This is a genomic window from Microbacterium sp. LMI12-1-1.1 (assembly GCF_040676455.1).
Lineage (GTDB): Bacteria > Actinomycetota > Actinomycetes > Actinomycetales > Microbacteriaceae > Microbacterium.
The window spans coordinates 494314-507831 of the sequence record NZ_JBEGIA010000001.1 but is presented as its reverse complement, the minus strand read 5'-3'; the positions used below and the strand labels follow the sequence as shown (position 1 = coordinate 507831).

17 protein-coding genes and 1 tRNA gene are annotated in these 13518 nt (G+C 68.7%); 7 read left to right on the top strand and 11 right to left on the bottom strand.

Going from position 1 to position 13518, the window contains the following annotated elements; all coding sequences use genetic code 11:
- Window position 1: 1 nt before the first annotated feature.
- The 7 genes from MRBLMI12_RS02520 (at window position 2) to MRBLMI12_RS02490 (ending at window position 5669) form a co-directional block, all read left to right on the top strand.
- Window positions 2–1651 carry a DUF859 family phage minor structural protein gene (locus MRBLMI12_RS02520; protein ID WP_363353635.1) on the top strand — a complete coding sequence of 550 codons (1650 nt, stop codon included), beginning with the start codon at window positions 2–4 and terminating at the stop codon, window positions 1649–1651.
- A gap of 43 nt (window positions 1652–1694) precedes the next feature.
- Complete coding sequence (locus MRBLMI12_RS02515; protein ID WP_363353633.1) at window positions 1695–2012, top strand: hypothetical protein; 318 nt, start codon at window positions 1695–1697, stop codon at window positions 2010–2012.
- 33 nt (window positions 2013–2045) lie between these two features.
- Window positions 2046–2648: a tail fiber protein gene (locus MRBLMI12_RS02510; protein WP_363353631.1), complete on the top strand. Its 603-nt coding sequence runs from the start codon at window positions 2046–2048 to the stop codon at window positions 2646–2648.
- Between the two features lie 8 nt (window positions 2649–2656).
- Window positions 2657–3613 carry a M23 family metallopeptidase gene (locus MRBLMI12_RS02505; protein ID WP_363353629.1) on the top strand — a complete coding sequence of 319 codons (957 nt, stop codon included), beginning with the start codon at window positions 2657–2659 and terminating at the stop codon, window positions 3611–3613.
- A gap of 14 nt (window positions 3614–3627) precedes the next feature.
- The gene (locus MRBLMI12_RS02500) at window positions 3628–3978 is read left to right on the top strand and encodes a hypothetical protein (RefSeq protein ID WP_363353627.1); all 351 of its coding nucleotides are present in this window, start codon (window positions 3628–3630) and stop codon (window positions 3976–3978) included.
- Window positions 3979–4004: 26 nt separating this feature from the next.
- On the top strand, window positions 4005–5309 hold the full coding sequence (locus MRBLMI12_RS02495) for a hypothetical protein (RefSeq protein ID WP_363353625.1): 1305 nt from the start codon (window positions 4005–4007) through the stop codon (window positions 5307–5309).
- Window positions 5310–5384: 75 nt separating this feature from the next.
- Complete coding sequence (locus MRBLMI12_RS02490; protein WP_363353623.1) at window positions 5385–5669, top strand: hypothetical protein; 285 nt, start codon at window positions 5385–5387, stop codon at window positions 5667–5669.
- 106 nt (window positions 5670–5775) lie between these two features.
- On the opposite strand, the gene MRBLMI12_RS02485 is transcribed toward MRBLMI12_RS02490, so the two are convergent.
- From MRBLMI12_RS02485 to MRBLMI12_RS02435, 11 genes are all read right to left on the bottom strand, one after another.
- Complete coding sequence (locus MRBLMI12_RS02485) at window positions 5776–6378, bottom strand: hypothetical protein (protein ID WP_363353621.1); 603 nt, start codon at window positions 6376–6378, stop codon at window positions 5776–5778.
- A gap of 110 nt (window positions 6379–6488) precedes the next feature.
- Complete coding sequence (locus tag MRBLMI12_RS02480; protein ID WP_363353619.1) at window positions 6489–7025, bottom strand: hypothetical protein; 537 nt, start codon at window positions 7023–7025, stop codon at window positions 6489–6491.
- On the bottom strand, window positions 7022–7417 hold the full coding sequence (locus tag MRBLMI12_RS02475; protein ID WP_363353617.1) for a hypothetical protein: 396 nt from the start codon (window positions 7415–7417) through the stop codon (window positions 7022–7024). The genes MRBLMI12_RS02480 and MRBLMI12_RS02475 overlap by 4 nt, the downstream gene beginning before the upstream one ends.
- On the bottom strand, window positions 7417–7944 hold the full coding sequence (locus MRBLMI12_RS02470; protein ID WP_363353615.1) for a hypothetical protein: 528 nt from the start codon (window positions 7942–7944) through the stop codon (window positions 7417–7419). The genes MRBLMI12_RS02475 and MRBLMI12_RS02470 overlap by 1 nt, the downstream gene beginning before the upstream one ends.
- Before the next feature lie 7 nt (window positions 7945–7951).
- A complete protein-coding gene (locus MRBLMI12_RS02465; protein WP_363353613.1) occupies window positions 7952–8242 on the bottom strand; it encodes a hypothetical protein in 291 nt (96 codons plus the stop codon).
- Entirely contained in the window at window positions 8239–8961 is a 723-nt protein-coding gene (locus tag MRBLMI12_RS02460) for a hypothetical protein (RefSeq protein ID WP_363353611.1), read from the bottom strand. Before MRBLMI12_RS02460 ends, MRBLMI12_RS02465 begins: the two co-directional genes overlap by 4 nt.
- Complete coding sequence (locus tag MRBLMI12_RS02455; RefSeq protein ID WP_363353609.1) at window positions 8958–9362, bottom strand: hypothetical protein; 405 nt, start codon at window positions 9360–9362, stop codon at window positions 8958–8960. Before MRBLMI12_RS02455 ends, MRBLMI12_RS02460 begins: the two co-directional genes overlap by 4 nt.
- Window positions 9359–9781: a hypothetical protein gene (locus tag MRBLMI12_RS02450; protein ID WP_363353607.1), complete on the bottom strand. Its 423-nt coding sequence runs from the start codon at window positions 9779–9781 to the stop codon at window positions 9359–9361. The genes MRBLMI12_RS02455 and MRBLMI12_RS02450 overlap by 4 nt, the downstream gene beginning before the upstream one ends.
- A complete protein-coding gene (locus tag MRBLMI12_RS02445) occupies window positions 9778–12438 on the bottom strand; it encodes a bifunctional DNA primase/polymerase (RefSeq protein ID WP_363355709.1) in 2661 nt (886 codons plus the stop codon). Before MRBLMI12_RS02445 ends, MRBLMI12_RS02450 begins: the two co-directional genes overlap by 4 nt.
- Before the next feature lie 50 nt (window positions 12439–12488).
- Window positions 12489–12571: transfer RNA gene (locus tag MRBLMI12_RS02440), tRNA-OTHER, on the bottom strand.
- A gap of 71 nt (window positions 12572–12642) precedes the next feature.
- Window positions 12643–13500 carry a hypothetical protein gene (locus MRBLMI12_RS02435; RefSeq protein WP_363353605.1) on the bottom strand — a complete coding sequence of 286 codons (858 nt, stop codon included), beginning with the start codon at window positions 13498–13500 and terminating at the stop codon, window positions 12643–12645.
- Window positions 13501–13518 lie beyond the last annotated feature (18 nt).

Genomic DNA, 13518 nt, shown 5'->3' with positions numbered 1-13518 from the left:
GATGGCGAACGCAACGAAGATCACGGCGCCGAAGACGGTCTACTTCATCGGCGAGACCATCACGGCGACCATGGGGGCAGTCGACCCCGGCGTCGGTGGACACTCGTGGGGCTGGGGTCGCTCGAACAGTCAAGGCATGGGGTCCGGCGACACGGGCATCGCCCCGACCGGCACGACGTTCAACCTGAACACCTCGTCGTGGGTCATCCCGCCCGGCGAGGACCGCCTGTCGGTAACCATCACGCTCACGTCGTGGGCCACGGACCCGAACCCCGACGGGGTGCAGGGCACCGGTGACGACAACTACACCGCCGGCAACAAGGTCGGCGACGCCTTGCTGGCCTTCACCCTCTTCCCGGCGTCCACACCGAACCCCACGATCTCCAGCCTCGGACTCGCGGAGGCCAACCCCGTCGTCACGTCCGCAGCCATCGGTGGGTATGTGCAGGGCGTCAGCGCACTCAACTGGGACATCACCGCCGCCGGCGGCGCCAACGCGGCGATCGTCGACTGGGAAATCACCGTCGACGGCCGCGTCTACCGCACCAAGACGGGCACGACCGCGCCGATCGCCTCGAGCGGCACCATCCCCGTCACGGTGAAGGTGACCGACAGTCGCGGGCTCACCACGACAACCTCCGAGGACATCACGGTACTCGCGTACTCCCCGCCGAAGATCACCTCCTTCCAGGCATTCCGGGTGACAGGCGCAGTGGCGGACGACAACGGCGTCAGCATGAAGCTCAGCTTCGACGGCGTTGCGAGCAGCCTCATCGTGGGAACCGAGAAGAACGCGACCTCCTTCGTCATCAAGACCCGCCCGCGCGGCACCGAAACGTGGACTCAGCGCGCAGCGGGAAACGATGTGCTGAATGTCAGCTATTGGGTGTCGGCCTCGGGCTTCCCCGTCGACACCGCCTACGAGGCTCGCGTCGAGCTCAGTGACAAGCTCGGCACCGTGGCCGCGGTCACCTTCGTCTCCAAGGCCGGCATCCTCCTCGACTGGGGCAACGGGACCATGGGCGTCGGGAAGGAGTGGGTGCAGGGGACCCTCGACGTCGAAGGCGACACCTACACGAGCGGCAAGTTCGACGGGGCGTCGGCGGTCATCGCCGGCTCCATCACCCACCGCGCCGGCGCCACCGTGGAGCCCGCCGGGATGGTCTCGATGTTCGCCGGGTCGACCGCCCCCACCGGCTGGCTGCTCTGCCAGGGCCAGGCCGTCTCCCGCACCACCTACGCGGCATTGTTCGCTGCCATTGGCACGACCTACGGTGTCGGCAACGGCAGCTCGACATTCAACCTGCCCGACCTTCGAGGCCGCGTACCGATCGGTTCCGGCACCGGCACTGCCGGCTCGGCAACCGCACACCCACTCGGCCAGAACGGCGGCCAGGAGACGCACACTCACACCGAGGGCGACATGTCGGCCGCGATCGGTGCATCGAATGGCAACACCAATCAGATGTCATACCAGGCTGTCGATCGTAATGGTCGCGGCCCGGCTACTTCTGGCGCTTACACGATGTTCGGAAACGGAGCGAACAGCACCGCCTACGGCTGGAACCACTACACCAAGGTTTACGGAACGACTGCCGCGGGAGACTCCATGCAGCCGTTCCTCACCCTGAACTTCATCATCAAGACCTAAGCCCCTCGCCACCGCCCCCACAAGCAGTAAGGAAGCACCACCCGTGGCAACCACAGCACAACACATCAACTCCCGCAACGACCCGGACCTGCTCGACAGGTTCGTCGCCGCCGCCGAGCAGGCAGGTCTCGACGGGGCCTCCGCCTGGGTTCAGGCGAACATGGGCCGCCTCGTCTCCACGCCCGTCGAAGCGGGGCAGACGGTCGCCGATGTCCACGCCTACGCCGACGAAGTGCGCGCGGCATACATCGACGCGACCCCCCTGCGCGCAGGCGCGAACCCCGGCGCCGTGACCGACATCCACCTCGCGACGGCGATCGGCAACGTCAAGCAGGCACAGTCCGTGGCCCCAACCCCCTAGTAGCCAGCTAACGCGGACTTAGACTCCGCGAGCATGGCAGTCACAGGAGGAATTTGGTCGCCCGACGACACTTCGGAGTACGACCCTCCCGTCGACCTGGCCGCCATGGCGCTGTCGATCGCGAACCGCATCGCAGCCACCATGACCCCCGCAGGCTCCATCGTCGCCTTCGGCGGAGCAGCCGCCCCCACCGGCTGGCTGCTCTGCCAGGGCCAGGCCGTCTCCCGCACCACCTACGCGGACCTCTTCGAGGCCCTCGGCACCACCTACGGCGCGGGCGATGGCAGCAGCACGTTCAACCTGCCGAACCTCAAGGGCCGCTCCATCGTCGGCGTCGACTCGGGGCAGACCGAATTCACTCCGCTCGCCAAGACCGGTGGCGCCAAGACCCACAAGCACACCGAGGGAACCCTCAAGGCGGCCATCGGTGCCGTCGACGGCAACGTCGGCGCGCTCGGCTACCAGGCATCGAACGTGAGCTCACGCGGCCCGGCCTCCACGGGCAGCTACACGCTCGGAGCCACTCCGATCGGCGGCAATCACAGCTTCAACCACTACACGCCCGTCTACGGCGAAACCGCCGACGCCGCGTCGCTCCAGCCCTACATCGCCCTCAACTACATCGTCAAGACCTAAGGAGCACCATGGGATACGCCCGCCCCGCCGGCAACGTGAAGATCAGTGACACCTTCCAGGGTCACCGCAACCGCAAGCCCGCCTCGACCGAGCCCGGCACCGACTACGGCTGCGCCTACGGCACCACCCTCGTCGCAGCCGGCGATGGTGTCGTCGTCGACGTCCAGACCACCACGGCCGGCGCCGACGGTCGCCGCGTCACCATCGACCTCTACGACGGCCGCCGCGTCTCGTACATCCACCTCTCCGTCGCGCTCGTGAGGGTCGGCCAGACGGTCACCCGCGGGCAGGCGGTCGCTCGCTCGGGCGCGTCCGCGAACGGCAAGGAGTGGGGCGTCGGCGCGCACGTGCACACGACCCTGTGGGCGAAGCACGCCTACACCTGGGGCCGCGACGCGACGCTCGACTTCGAGCTGTTCGTCGGCGACGCCGTGGCGATCGCCTTCCAGCAGGTCGTCGCCGATCGGCAGAACTTCCTCAACGTCGCGCAGGGCGAGAAGCTCGTCGTCGACGGCCGCTTCGGCGACTTCACCAAGGCCGCGATCCAGCGCTACCAGACGTACCTCAAGGGCCGCGGCTGGTACTCCGGCGACATCGACGGCGACTGGGGCCCCGCGACCCAGGCCGCCCACGACAAGCGCTACGCCGAGTGGGCTGCGCCGCACGCCGCACCGGCCCCGCAGTTCCACAACGCGACCGTCGACGACATCGCGTCGCTGCCGAACAAGCGCGGCCTGCAGAAGGTCGCCGACCTCTACCTCGGACGCAACGAGAAGACCGGCCTGGACAACGACTGGGGTCCGCGCTCGCGCAAGGGCCTCCAGGCGTTCCTCAACCAGAACTACGGCGGCTCGCTCGTCGCGTGGCTCCGGGCGAAGTGGGGCTACGTCGGCAACGAGCAGTGGGGCCCCGTCATGGCCGCCGCCGCGACGCGCGCCGATACCGCCAACTGGCGAGCCCTGTAAGGAGCCCGCGAGTCATGTTCACCACCACCGAGGCCGAGGGGGTCGCCCTGTATGCCCAGGCGGCAGCCGGCCCCCTCGCCTCGGTGCCCGCCGAAGCGTGGGGCCCCCTCGCCGCCATCATCGCCGCCGTGCTCGCACTGGTCGGCGTCCTCGTCGGCCACGTCATCGGCGCGCGCGGCAAGGCCAGGGCAGACGCCGGCCAGCTCGCGCTGCAGCTCGCCACCACCCTCGACGCCCGCGTCCTCGTCCTCGAGCGCGAGCGCAACGGCTACCGCAACCACGCCCACGTCCTGCACGAGTGGGGCGGCGATGTCCAGACGCCCGAGAACCCGCGGCCCGCGTGGCCCGCTGACCTGCCGCGCTGACCGACCACAGAGAGAGGAGCGCCGCCTTGCCGACGCCCAAGCTGAACCTCGACCAGAACCCCGAGTTCCGGGCCGACCTCGAGAACCCGAACCTCACCAACGCCGACATCGTGAACAAGTGGCACTGCGGCAACGGCTACGTCGGCGACCGGCGCGCGCGACTCAAGCGCGGGGAGCCCATCGACCCGACGGAGGCTCGCGAAGCCGGGCAGGCGCCACCGGAGGTGCTGCCCGAGAGCCACTCGGTCGACTTCGAGGGCAATCACACGATCGAGAAGGTCGCCGAGCGGATCATCCCGCTGTCAGAGTGGCTCGACGACCTCCGCAAGGACGGCTTCGACCCTGACGACTTCGAGACCTCGCACAGCCACTCCGTCTGGATGCAGCACACCCGCGATCAGGTGACGAAGGTGCTGTACGCCAACAAGTTCATCGCCCGCAAGCGGCCCCAGAAGGTGCGCGAGGCGCTCGTCTCGCACGCCGAGGTGATGGAAGCGATCCGCACCTTCCACTTCATCCCCTCCGAGCGCGCGTTCCAGGACGCAGGCTTCATCCTCATGCCGACCGACCTGCAGACCGGCAAGGTCGACATCGCCGGCGGGACCGCAGAGACCGCCGAACAGGTGCTCACCTCCTTCTCGAAGGCCGCCGAGATCATCAAGGAGGAGCGCCCCCGCCAGGTCGCCATGGTCGACGCCGGCGACGTCGTGGAGAACGTCTTCAACACCTCCGCGCAGCTCGGCACCAATGACCGTGACCTCCCGCATCAGGTCGTCGAGGCCATGGCGCTCATGCAGAAGGGCATCCAGATGCTCGCGCCGCACTGCTCCGACCTGCGCTACGCCGCCGTGAGCTCCAACCACGGTGCGTTCCGCGTCGGCCCGAAGGCGCCCGCCGGCGACGCGCACGCCGACTACGGCATCGCCGTCGCGAAGCTCCTCGGCATCGCGCTCGAGCTCAACCCGGCCGCGTTTGGTCACGTCACGGTCCAGGTGCCGAAGCCGCACATGGAGTCGCTCGCGTTCGACATCGCGGGCACGCGAATCGGCGCGGTCCACAGCCACCAGGCCAGCTCGGCCGACAAGATCTCGGAGTGGTGGAAGGGTCAGGCCCTCGGCCGCCTCCCTGTCGCCGATGCCGACTTCCTGCTCGCCGGCCACTGGCACTCGCTCCGCGTCCAGCAGGCGGGCGATGGCCGCTGGATCTTCGTCGGCCCCTCGAGCGACCGCGGCTCCTCGTGGTTCACCAACCTCAAGGGCGACCAGGCCACCTCGGGCATGCTGTCGTTCTTCACCGCCGACAAGCAGTGGTGGGGGCTGGACATCCTGTAGCCCCAGGCGCCGCCCGCATTCGGGCTTAGACTCCGCGCCGTCAGCCCCAGTCCGTCAACCGAAGGAGACGCCACCATGGCAGAGTCCACCCAGTCCGCACACCCCTGGCGGGCATCGTTCCGCACGGGCATCGCCGTCGCGCCGGTCGTCCTCGCGGGCGCCGCAGCCGCGGGCGAAGAGATCGCGAAGTTCGTCGCCGAGCAGTTCCCTGGCACCTCGGCCGCTGCCGTCGCCCTGAGCGTCTCCGCCTTCGCGGTCGGCCTCTCCATCCTCGTCAACCGCCTCATGCTGACCGAGAAGGTCGCCGCGGCACTCGAGGCGATCGGCCTCGGCCCGAAGCCGAAGGGAGACGCCTCCTGACGCGCCCCCTCATCTGCTAGCAACCGCGCAAGCACTGAGGGGAGCGTGATCCACGTCTGACAAGGGCCCCCGGACTTCGAGTCCAGGGGCCCTTCGTCGTGCCCGGTTACTGCGCGGCGATGAAGACGCGCTTGCCGGATGCCATGTTCTCGATGACCCAGACGCCGCCGGCGACCTCGGCCTCGGGGACGCTGATCGGCTCGTTGGCGTTGACCAGATCCGTGCCCTCGTAGATGTCGCCGATGTCGAAGAGCTGGTTGTCGATGGTGACCGTGTAGTCGTCCATCGTGTCGTAGGTCTTGCCGTCGGCGGTGACGAACAGCACGCGGAAGTTGGTCCACGGGGTGACCGGGCCACCGGTCGGCTGCCCCTGCGCCTCGAGCTGGCTGTTCATGCTCGTCCAGTCGATCTGAATGGCGAGGGGGAGGACAGAGTAGGTCGGCGTGACCTGGGTGGGGGCCGAGGCGCCAACCTGGAACGCGGAGCCCTCCTCGAAGGCGAGCATCTGGCCGATCGGCACGGGGTTCTCGCGGGTGCCGACCGCGGCGGCAGGCTCCTCGGCCTCGGGGGTCTCGACGGCCTCGGTGGTGGCCTCGGTCGACTTCTCGGGCTTCGGGATGGACTCCGGCTGCGGCTGCGGGCTGCACGCGGTCACCGTGGCAGCGATGACGATAGCGCCGATCACGGCGGCGAGCTTGACGGACTTCATGGTTCCCCAATCTGTAAGCGCGACCCCCAGGCCGCGCGCTTGGCGTAGAAGAGACAAGCTGCGGGGGCCCCAGTTGCTCGGGCCCCCGATTAGCTAGCTACGCTTCGCGCTCACGCTACCACATCGAGCCTTCGCCGCGGAGGCCAGAAGTGCCGCATTGTGGGAACGTGGTGGCGGATCTTGAGGTTCACGATCCCATGGGTAATCGCGTCGTTCGAGTCGTCGTTGCCCGTACCCGCCTCGAAGAGCCCATGCTCCTCGAGCCAGTCGAACCGCACCCGCTGGCGCTCCGCCTTCGAGCGCGCGGGCGTCGGGTAGCCGATGAGGCTGCCCTTGTGCGTGCGGTCCTGGATCATCACGGGGATGCCGGCGACGATGCCCCACTCGTGGATGGAGCCTTCGATCGGCACGCCCGCGAGCGGATCACCGGAGAGCTGCGCGTCCTCCTCCTGCCCGAGGATGAACTTCTCGTAGCCCAGCTCGTCGATCCCCAGGTGGATGCCGACGTTGAGCTTCCAGTCGATCCACCCGTGGATGCCGCGGCCGATCTGCCACCGCTGGAGGAGCTGGTACGGCGTGGTGGCGTCGTAGTAGCTCAGCGCGATGCCCGTCATCAGGCCGGGGTCGACCCAGAGTGCGCGGGTCACGCCTTCCGCTCCAGCTTGTCGGCGAGGGTGTCGAGGATGCCCGCGACGGTGGCCGTGAGGTTGAACCCCATCAGGCGGCGCGTGCGCCACCGGTCGGCGGCCGAGCGCAGATAGTTCGCGTCGGCGAGATCCTCGTTCAGCCCGCGCGGGCCGTGCGGGACATGGATGAGCTCGCGGTCGATCGACACCCGGCCGAGGATCAGCCCGAGCCGGTCGTGGAGCTTGCCGGCCTCCTCGAGCGTGAGCTTGGTGTGGCCTTCGTCATCAGGTCCGTCGAAGTCGATGAACACCCAGGACTCGTCGTGGATGCTGGAGTCTCGGTCGACGTCGACGCGCAGCGTGGCGCTCTCGAGCTCGAGGGGGATCTCGTAGTTGGTCTGGTCGACGAGCATCAGGCGGCCAGCTCCTTCACCGGAACCGCTCGCGACGGGTCCTTGACGATGCGGGCGTCGCGCCACATGCGCAGGCTCATGCCGTCGGCGAAGGGGATGTCGAACTCGTCGAGCACGTCATCGAACTCGGTGTCGACCAGCTCGTCGAGCACCTCGTGGAGGAGCGTCTTCCACTCGCTGGCCTCGCGGGCTGCGCGGGGGATGAGGAAGCTCGCGCGGCGCTCCGTCACGTCGACGGCGGCGAGGAGGTGGCGGCGGAACGACTGCGCGGACTCGTAGCGCTCGACGCTGACGGTCGGGTCTTCGGCCTGGATGCGCAGCGTGGCGTCCGTGGCGTGCAGCTTCGCGACGAGGGAGAGCAGCGTGCGCCTCACGACGGCATCCTGCTGGAACGGGCTCTTCCACCGCATCGTGGCCTTGAGGTTGTCGGTGACGAGGCGGTTGAACTCGTCGTCGCCCATGGCGGCGAGCTGCTCGACGGTGTAGACCGAGGTGTCCTTGCGGGGGAAGGGAGTGACGTTGTTCATGGTGGGATCAGATCCTTTCGATTGGGTCTTGCATCATTCGGAAGCGCCCGTATTCGGGCACGGTGAGTAAGTGATGGGAGGCCAGTTCGGCGATCGCTCGCCTCTCGGCGCGGGTAACGGTGATGGTGATGGTCACGTCGTCGTCGTCATCTCGGCTGAGCCACTCCGCCTGGTACTCGGCGTTGGCTTCGCGGCACGCGCGGCAGCGGCACCCGTGCTTCTTGTAGCCGGTCGGGCGGCCGTGGCGGGGTGAGTCGGCGTCGAGCTTGCACTTCGCGCCCTCACAGGAGCACTTCACGCTGCAGCCTCCTCCCGCTGCGCGCGAGCCTTCTCGACGATCTCGATGAACTCGACGAGCCAGGCCTCGAACTCCTTGAAGGCCTTGAAGACGGGGTGGTGGTTGAGGTAGCTGTGGCCGGTGTTGTACTCGCGATTCAGCCGGCGGGCGTTCGCCTCGAGCAGCGCGATGCGGCCCTCGTAGATGTGACCGGGCTCGTCCTTCACGCGGCGCTTGGCGTTGGCGTCGACGGAGTAGTCGGCAGCGAGCTCGGTGGGGATGCCGAGCGGGTCAGTAGCCGAGGCGGACTGGAATGTGAAGCTCCGCTTGCCTGCCGGCGTGACGCCCTCCGTCCAGTGCGCGACGAAACCGATGCGGTAGGCGGGATGCGCGGCGAGCAGCCACCAGTGGCGCTCCTCGTGCGCGGCCTTCTTGACGTCGCCCTTGCGGTTCGCCGGCGCCTCCTCGCCGGGCTTCTTGGCGCTGTCGGCCGCGTAGAACTCCGTGCTGACCCACGTCCTGCTCCAGCCCAGCTCCACGCGCGCCCAGCCGGCGTCTCGCACGCGTTTCAGCGTCTTGCGCACACCGAGACCCAGGAACTTCTCCGCGGCCTGAGCGGGGCGCGAGCGGCGCAGCACCGTGCGCGTGACGGGTGGGATCTCGATGCCACCGCTCTCGTTCGCGGCGCGCATGTCGGCGTAGTACTGCTCCCAGCTTCGGCCGTCGGGGTGGCCGCTCACATGGCCTCCAGGTTCCATGCGTAGGGGTTGGCGATGTCGTCGGCGTTTGGGTACGCCTCCTCGTAGGCGAACTTCACGCCGGAACCCATGACCGCCTGCAGCCACAGCTCGTGGGTGAACGCGCCCGGCGAGCCCGCGGGGGCGTGCAGGAGGAAGTCGAGCGCGCGGCGGATGCTCTCCACGTTGTCGACGTTCTCGGGCCGGATGATGACCGACTCGGAGATGTGCGACGGCGGCTCACCGAAGGCCAGCGTGCGGCCGGGGGAGCCCGGCACGGCGGGGCACGGGTAGATCTTGATGGGCGTGTCGAGCTGGAGCTTCGCCTCCTTGATGAGCGCCAGGCGCTCGGGGGAGGGGTCCGGCGGCCAGATCGGCAGCGGCATCGGGTCGCCGGTGTTCATGCGGCCATCTTCCGAGCCTTGTCGAGGCGCCACTTCACCGTGGGGACCTTCACGCCGATGAGCTTCGAGAGCTGGTAGGTGGAGGTGCCGTCGTCGATGATCCTCTTGGTGAGCAGCACGTTCGACTCGTTGCGGTCCTTGAGGGCGATCTCCTCCAGGATCAGATCGAACGACTCGGGGTTGATCCTTCCGCCCGTGTGGTCCTTCTTGTCCATGAGGCGGCGCACGACGGAGGGCTTGGCGCCTGAGATCTTCGCCACCTGGGCCATCGACCACAGCGGGGCGCCGTCGGCGTCCTTGTGGCCGGCGAGCAACGTGACGGCGCGCTCGCGCGTCTCGTCGTCGATCGCGTTCCGGCGGCGGTAGATGTCGCGGGCGGCGCGCACCTCGTGCCTTCTGTCGATGATGATGTCGCTCATGCGGCGATCGCTCCTTCCGTCGTAAGTCCCTTGAGCCGCAGCGTGTCGGTTGCGGGGTCCTTCTGTGCGCGGCCCTGGGCCACGAGCTCTTCGATGAGGCCCTTGACGTGGCCCTGGTTGTCGCGGAATTGCGGCAGGCGGTGGATGGCGGCGATCGCCACGGTGCCGCCCTTCTCGACGAGGTAGCGCTCGATGGCGTTGACCTGGCGGGTGCGGGGCGACTCCTCCGTCTCCTGCACCATGAGCATCACGTTGCCCACCCACTCCTCGCCCTGCTCGATGGCGATGAGGAGGTCACTCATCTCCACGCGCCTTCGCCTTCGCGACAACGCCACGAGTCCAGCGGCACGCATCACGGACTCCGCGAGACGGTCAAAAGTCGCCTCGAGCTGCTCACGGTGCGCGGGGTGCTGATGCGCGAGCTTCATGAGCGACCACGCGAACTCGGCCCAGCGCGCCGCCACCGCGGCGGGCATGTTGAGCAGGAACGGCTGCCCGTTCGGCGCCTGCACGGCATCCGTCATGCCCTGGAACTCGGCTGCCCATTGCTGGAAGATCTTCCGACCGGCGGCCTTGCGCTCGTCGTCGTCGGCCTGCGCCGCCATCGCTTCTTCGGTGACCCAGCGGTTGAGCATCGACTCCTTCGTGCGCTCGATCGGCACACCGATCGCCCAGACGAATCGTGGCATGAGGCCGGACTTCCAGTCCTTCGGGCCGATGACGTCGACCATGCCCTCGCGCGTTCCCATGAGGTGAACGGTCATGAACGTCTCGGCACCCTGGCCGCTGCTCTGCTCAGTGGCGCGGAAGCGGGCGGCGACCTCGCCGTCGTACAGGTCGGTCAGCATGCCCTTGACGCCGGAGTACGGGCCGATCTCTCGGTTCCACCGGGTCGCGAACACCTCGTGCGCCTCATCCACGCGAAACAGCGACGTGAGACCGTCACGGCTGAGCAGCGTCTTGGAGAGCGACTCGGGGGTGTGGTCGCCGCCGATGTCGGGGTGGTCGTCGAGGAGGAAGAACGCGTTGAGGCAGTTCTTCACGGCGGAGAACGCGGTCGACTTGCCGGAGGTGGTTGGGCCGACGAGCATCACGTAGAGCGTGAGGCGGCGCGGGGTGCCACCGGGGGCAGCGAGCATCGCCTTGCTGCCAAGGATGGTCGACAGAATCACCCAGCGGTTGAGGCGGTAGTACGACTCGTTGAGCTTCGTGCCGTAGGTGTGCCGGGCCCACTCGACGAAGCGGGAGCCCCACCACACGCCGTCGGGGCTGGCGAGGATCTGCCGTTCGGCGTCATCGAGGAAGGAGAGCTGCGTCGGCTCGAGCTCCAGGCTCGGCCGCTCGTCGAGAGGTGCAGCCTCCACGACCTCACCGGTGGACTGGGCGACAGTGGCCTGCGCCTTGTCGACCTCTCGCCACAGGTCATAGTCGGTGATGATGCGCGAGTCGCGATCGACGAACACCTGGCCGCCGAACGAGAAGCCGGGGTGGGCGGCGGCGCCGGAGTGCCAGACGACGGTCGCCGCCTCCTGCTCGGTGAAGCCCGAGCTGAGCATCGCGACGAGGAGTTGCTGCCTTCTGCCCCAGAGGCCCGCAGGCGTGGTGTTCTCGGGCTTCGCCATCCAGAGGGTCGCGAAATGCTCGCCGTTGATCGACGGAAACATGCGGTCGGTGGGGAAGCCGTTCCAGGGCAGGAGCGGCGGGCGGTCGTCGAGCGGCGGCTCCTCGAACTGCCCTTCGGTGGACTTCTCGCACGAGCTCCACTGGCTCTCGAGCTTGTCAATGCCCCAGCCGGGGTAGAGCGGGGTGTGGTCCAGCATGAGCTGGTAGCCCTGGTCGGGGGTGAGTGCGTAGGCGTTCGACCGCGCCATGCGCCACAGCCAGCACGCGGCGTTGCGGGTGACATCGTGCCAGCCGGCCCCCTCGTGCCACACGTCGGGAAGGGCCTGCAGGCTCGCGACGATCGCGCGCAGCTTGCGCTCCTCCGTCGCTGTGGCCGCCTCGGGGATCTCGCCATCCCACTGCTCCGAGACGTGCGCACGCGCCGTCTCGTCGACGCGGAGGTAGTCCACCCACGCCTGCGGCAGGTACTCGAGGTCGTCGATGTGCGGCGGGCCATCCATGACCTCGCCATCGGCGTCGTACCAGAGGTACGGCGGGTTGCCCTCGGCGTCCGGGTTGGTCGACGGGTAGACGAGCGAGTAGCGGTGGCCGTGCTGGATGATGTCGATGTCGGCCGCCGCCTTGCCGACGAGCTCGATCGGCTCGTGGAGGAGGAAGAAGTGCTGGCGGCTCTCCGAGTCGCCGCCGCGCGAGGTGGACGAGGGAGTGGCGGGCAGCGGGCCGAGCTTCGCCTCGAGCTCGGCGAGCTGGGCGGCGCCCATCTTCTGGCCGTAGTCGTCGACGTCGATGCGGACCTCGAGCTTGCCGGCGCGGAGCGCGGTGTTCGCCGTGTCGGACGGCTGGGTCGCCCACTCCTTCGTGTCGTGGTTCGCCATGAATCGGAAGCCATTCTGGATCCAGTCGGCGATCTTCTCGGGGGTGACGGTGCCGTTGCGGCCGGTGGCGCCGGCGGGGACGGGGCGCTTGCCATGGGCGGGCATCGGGAGGAATCCGCGCTCGAGGTAGACGGGCGCAGCGTCACGGTATGACCTCAGGGGAGGGGTGGTGATGATGGGTCCTTCCGTCGGATAGCTAGCAGATTGAGTGGTGGATCAGGCGGGAGTCGAACCCGCAACGACGGCTGTGCCCGTTCGGGCTTCCGCGCTCTGCCAATTGAGCTACTGATCCTGGTTGGTGGGTGCGGGCGGAAGGCCCCCTGGCCTCCGCCCGCACCCTGTCTCACAGCTCAGGCGTGGACATCAGTACCCGGCCTCGGCGCCCGCCGCGGCGAGCCCCTGCGAGGGCGGGGCGCCCCATCCCGGCGTCGCGGCGGCGGCCGGCTGGGCCGCGGGCTGCGCGGGCGGCGTGCCCCAGCCCGGCGTCGCGCCGGTCGTCAGCGGCGCGGTCTGCGTGGGTGCGGCGGCGGCCGGTGCGCCCCATCCGCCACCGGTGGGCGCGGCGGGCGCCCCGTAGGCGGCGGCGGGCGCCGTCTTCTGGTACGCGAACGTGTAGTCCGGCTTGAGGTTGTCGTTCGCGTCGAGCCACGCGGCGACGGGCACGCCCGGCTTGCGCAGCGGCGTCAGGGCGATGTCGCCCGGCGCGTCCACGAAGTCGACCTCGTTCGAGCCGAGCGGGTTGTTCTCCGCGTCCTTCTCGTTGCGCGGCTCCTTCGGGTCCGACACGACGATCGTGAGCGGCTTGCCGAGGAACGCCTCGGGGCCCACGCCGAGCTGACCCGAGAGCACGACCTCAGCGGGCAGGCCGACGACCTTCTCCCAGAAGTCGAAGTACGTGCGGGCGGTCGCGCCCTGCGGGTTCTTCTCGGTCGGGGCGTAGCGACTGAACATCGGGACGCGGAAGAAGATCACGCGACCCTTGCCCGTGGGCGATCCGTCGACGATCTTCGCCGCGAGCCGCAGCACGGGCTTGTCCTTGTTGGCGCCCGCGCCGCCGAACGTGGTGAGCTCGCACGGCAGGTTCTTCGCCGGCGCGAGCGCGACGATCACCGCCTGGTAGCGGCCCTTCGGCAGGGGCGGGTAGATGCCATTGCCTCCGGAGAGGGCTTCCTCCCGCGCTGCCTGAGCATTCGGGTCGACTTCTGCGACGAAACCATTCATCGGTTCTCCTTCTCTGTG

Coding starts and splice junctions, on each gene's coding strand:
- MRBLMI12_RS02520 (WP_363353635.1), top strand. CDS start 2: ATGGCGAACGCAACGAAGATCACGGCGCCGAAGACGGTCTACTTCATC.
- MRBLMI12_RS02475 (WP_363353617.1), bottom strand. CDS start 7,417: ATGCTCGTCGACCAGACCAACTACGAGATCCCCCTCGAGCTCGAGAGC.
- MRBLMI12_RS02505 (WP_363353629.1), top strand. CDS start 2,657: ATGGGATACGCCCGCCCCGCCGGCAACGTGAAGATCAGTGACACCTTC.
- MRBLMI12_RS02435 (WP_363353605.1), bottom strand. CDS start 13,500: ATGAATGGTTTCGTCGCAGAAGTCGACCCGAATGCTCAGGCAGCGCGG.
- MRBLMI12_RS02500 (WP_363353627.1), top strand. CDS start 3,628: ATGTTCACCACCACCGAGGCCGAGGGGGTCGCCCTGTATGCCCAGGCG.
- MRBLMI12_RS02450 (WP_363353607.1), bottom strand. CDS start 9,781: ATGAGCGACATCATCATCGACAGAAGGCACGAGGTGCGCGCCGCCCGC.
- MRBLMI12_RS02490 (WP_363353623.1), top strand. CDS start 5,385: ATGGCAGAGTCCACCCAGTCCGCACACCCCTGGCGGGCATCGTTCCGC.
- MRBLMI12_RS02485 (WP_363353621.1), bottom strand. CDS start 6,378: ATGAAGTCCGTCAAGCTCGCCGCCGTGATCGGCGCTATCGTCATCGCT.
- MRBLMI12_RS02455 (WP_363353609.1), bottom strand. CDS start 9,362: ATGAACACCGGCGACCCGATGCCGCTGCCGATCTGGCCGCCGGACCCC.
- MRBLMI12_RS02470 (WP_363353615.1), bottom strand. CDS start 7,944: ATGAACAACGTCACTCCCTTCCCCCGCAAGGACACCTCGGTCTACACC.
- MRBLMI12_RS02510 (WP_363353631.1), top strand. CDS start 2,046: ATGGCAGTCACAGGAGGAATTTGGTCGCCCGACGACACTTCGGAGTAC.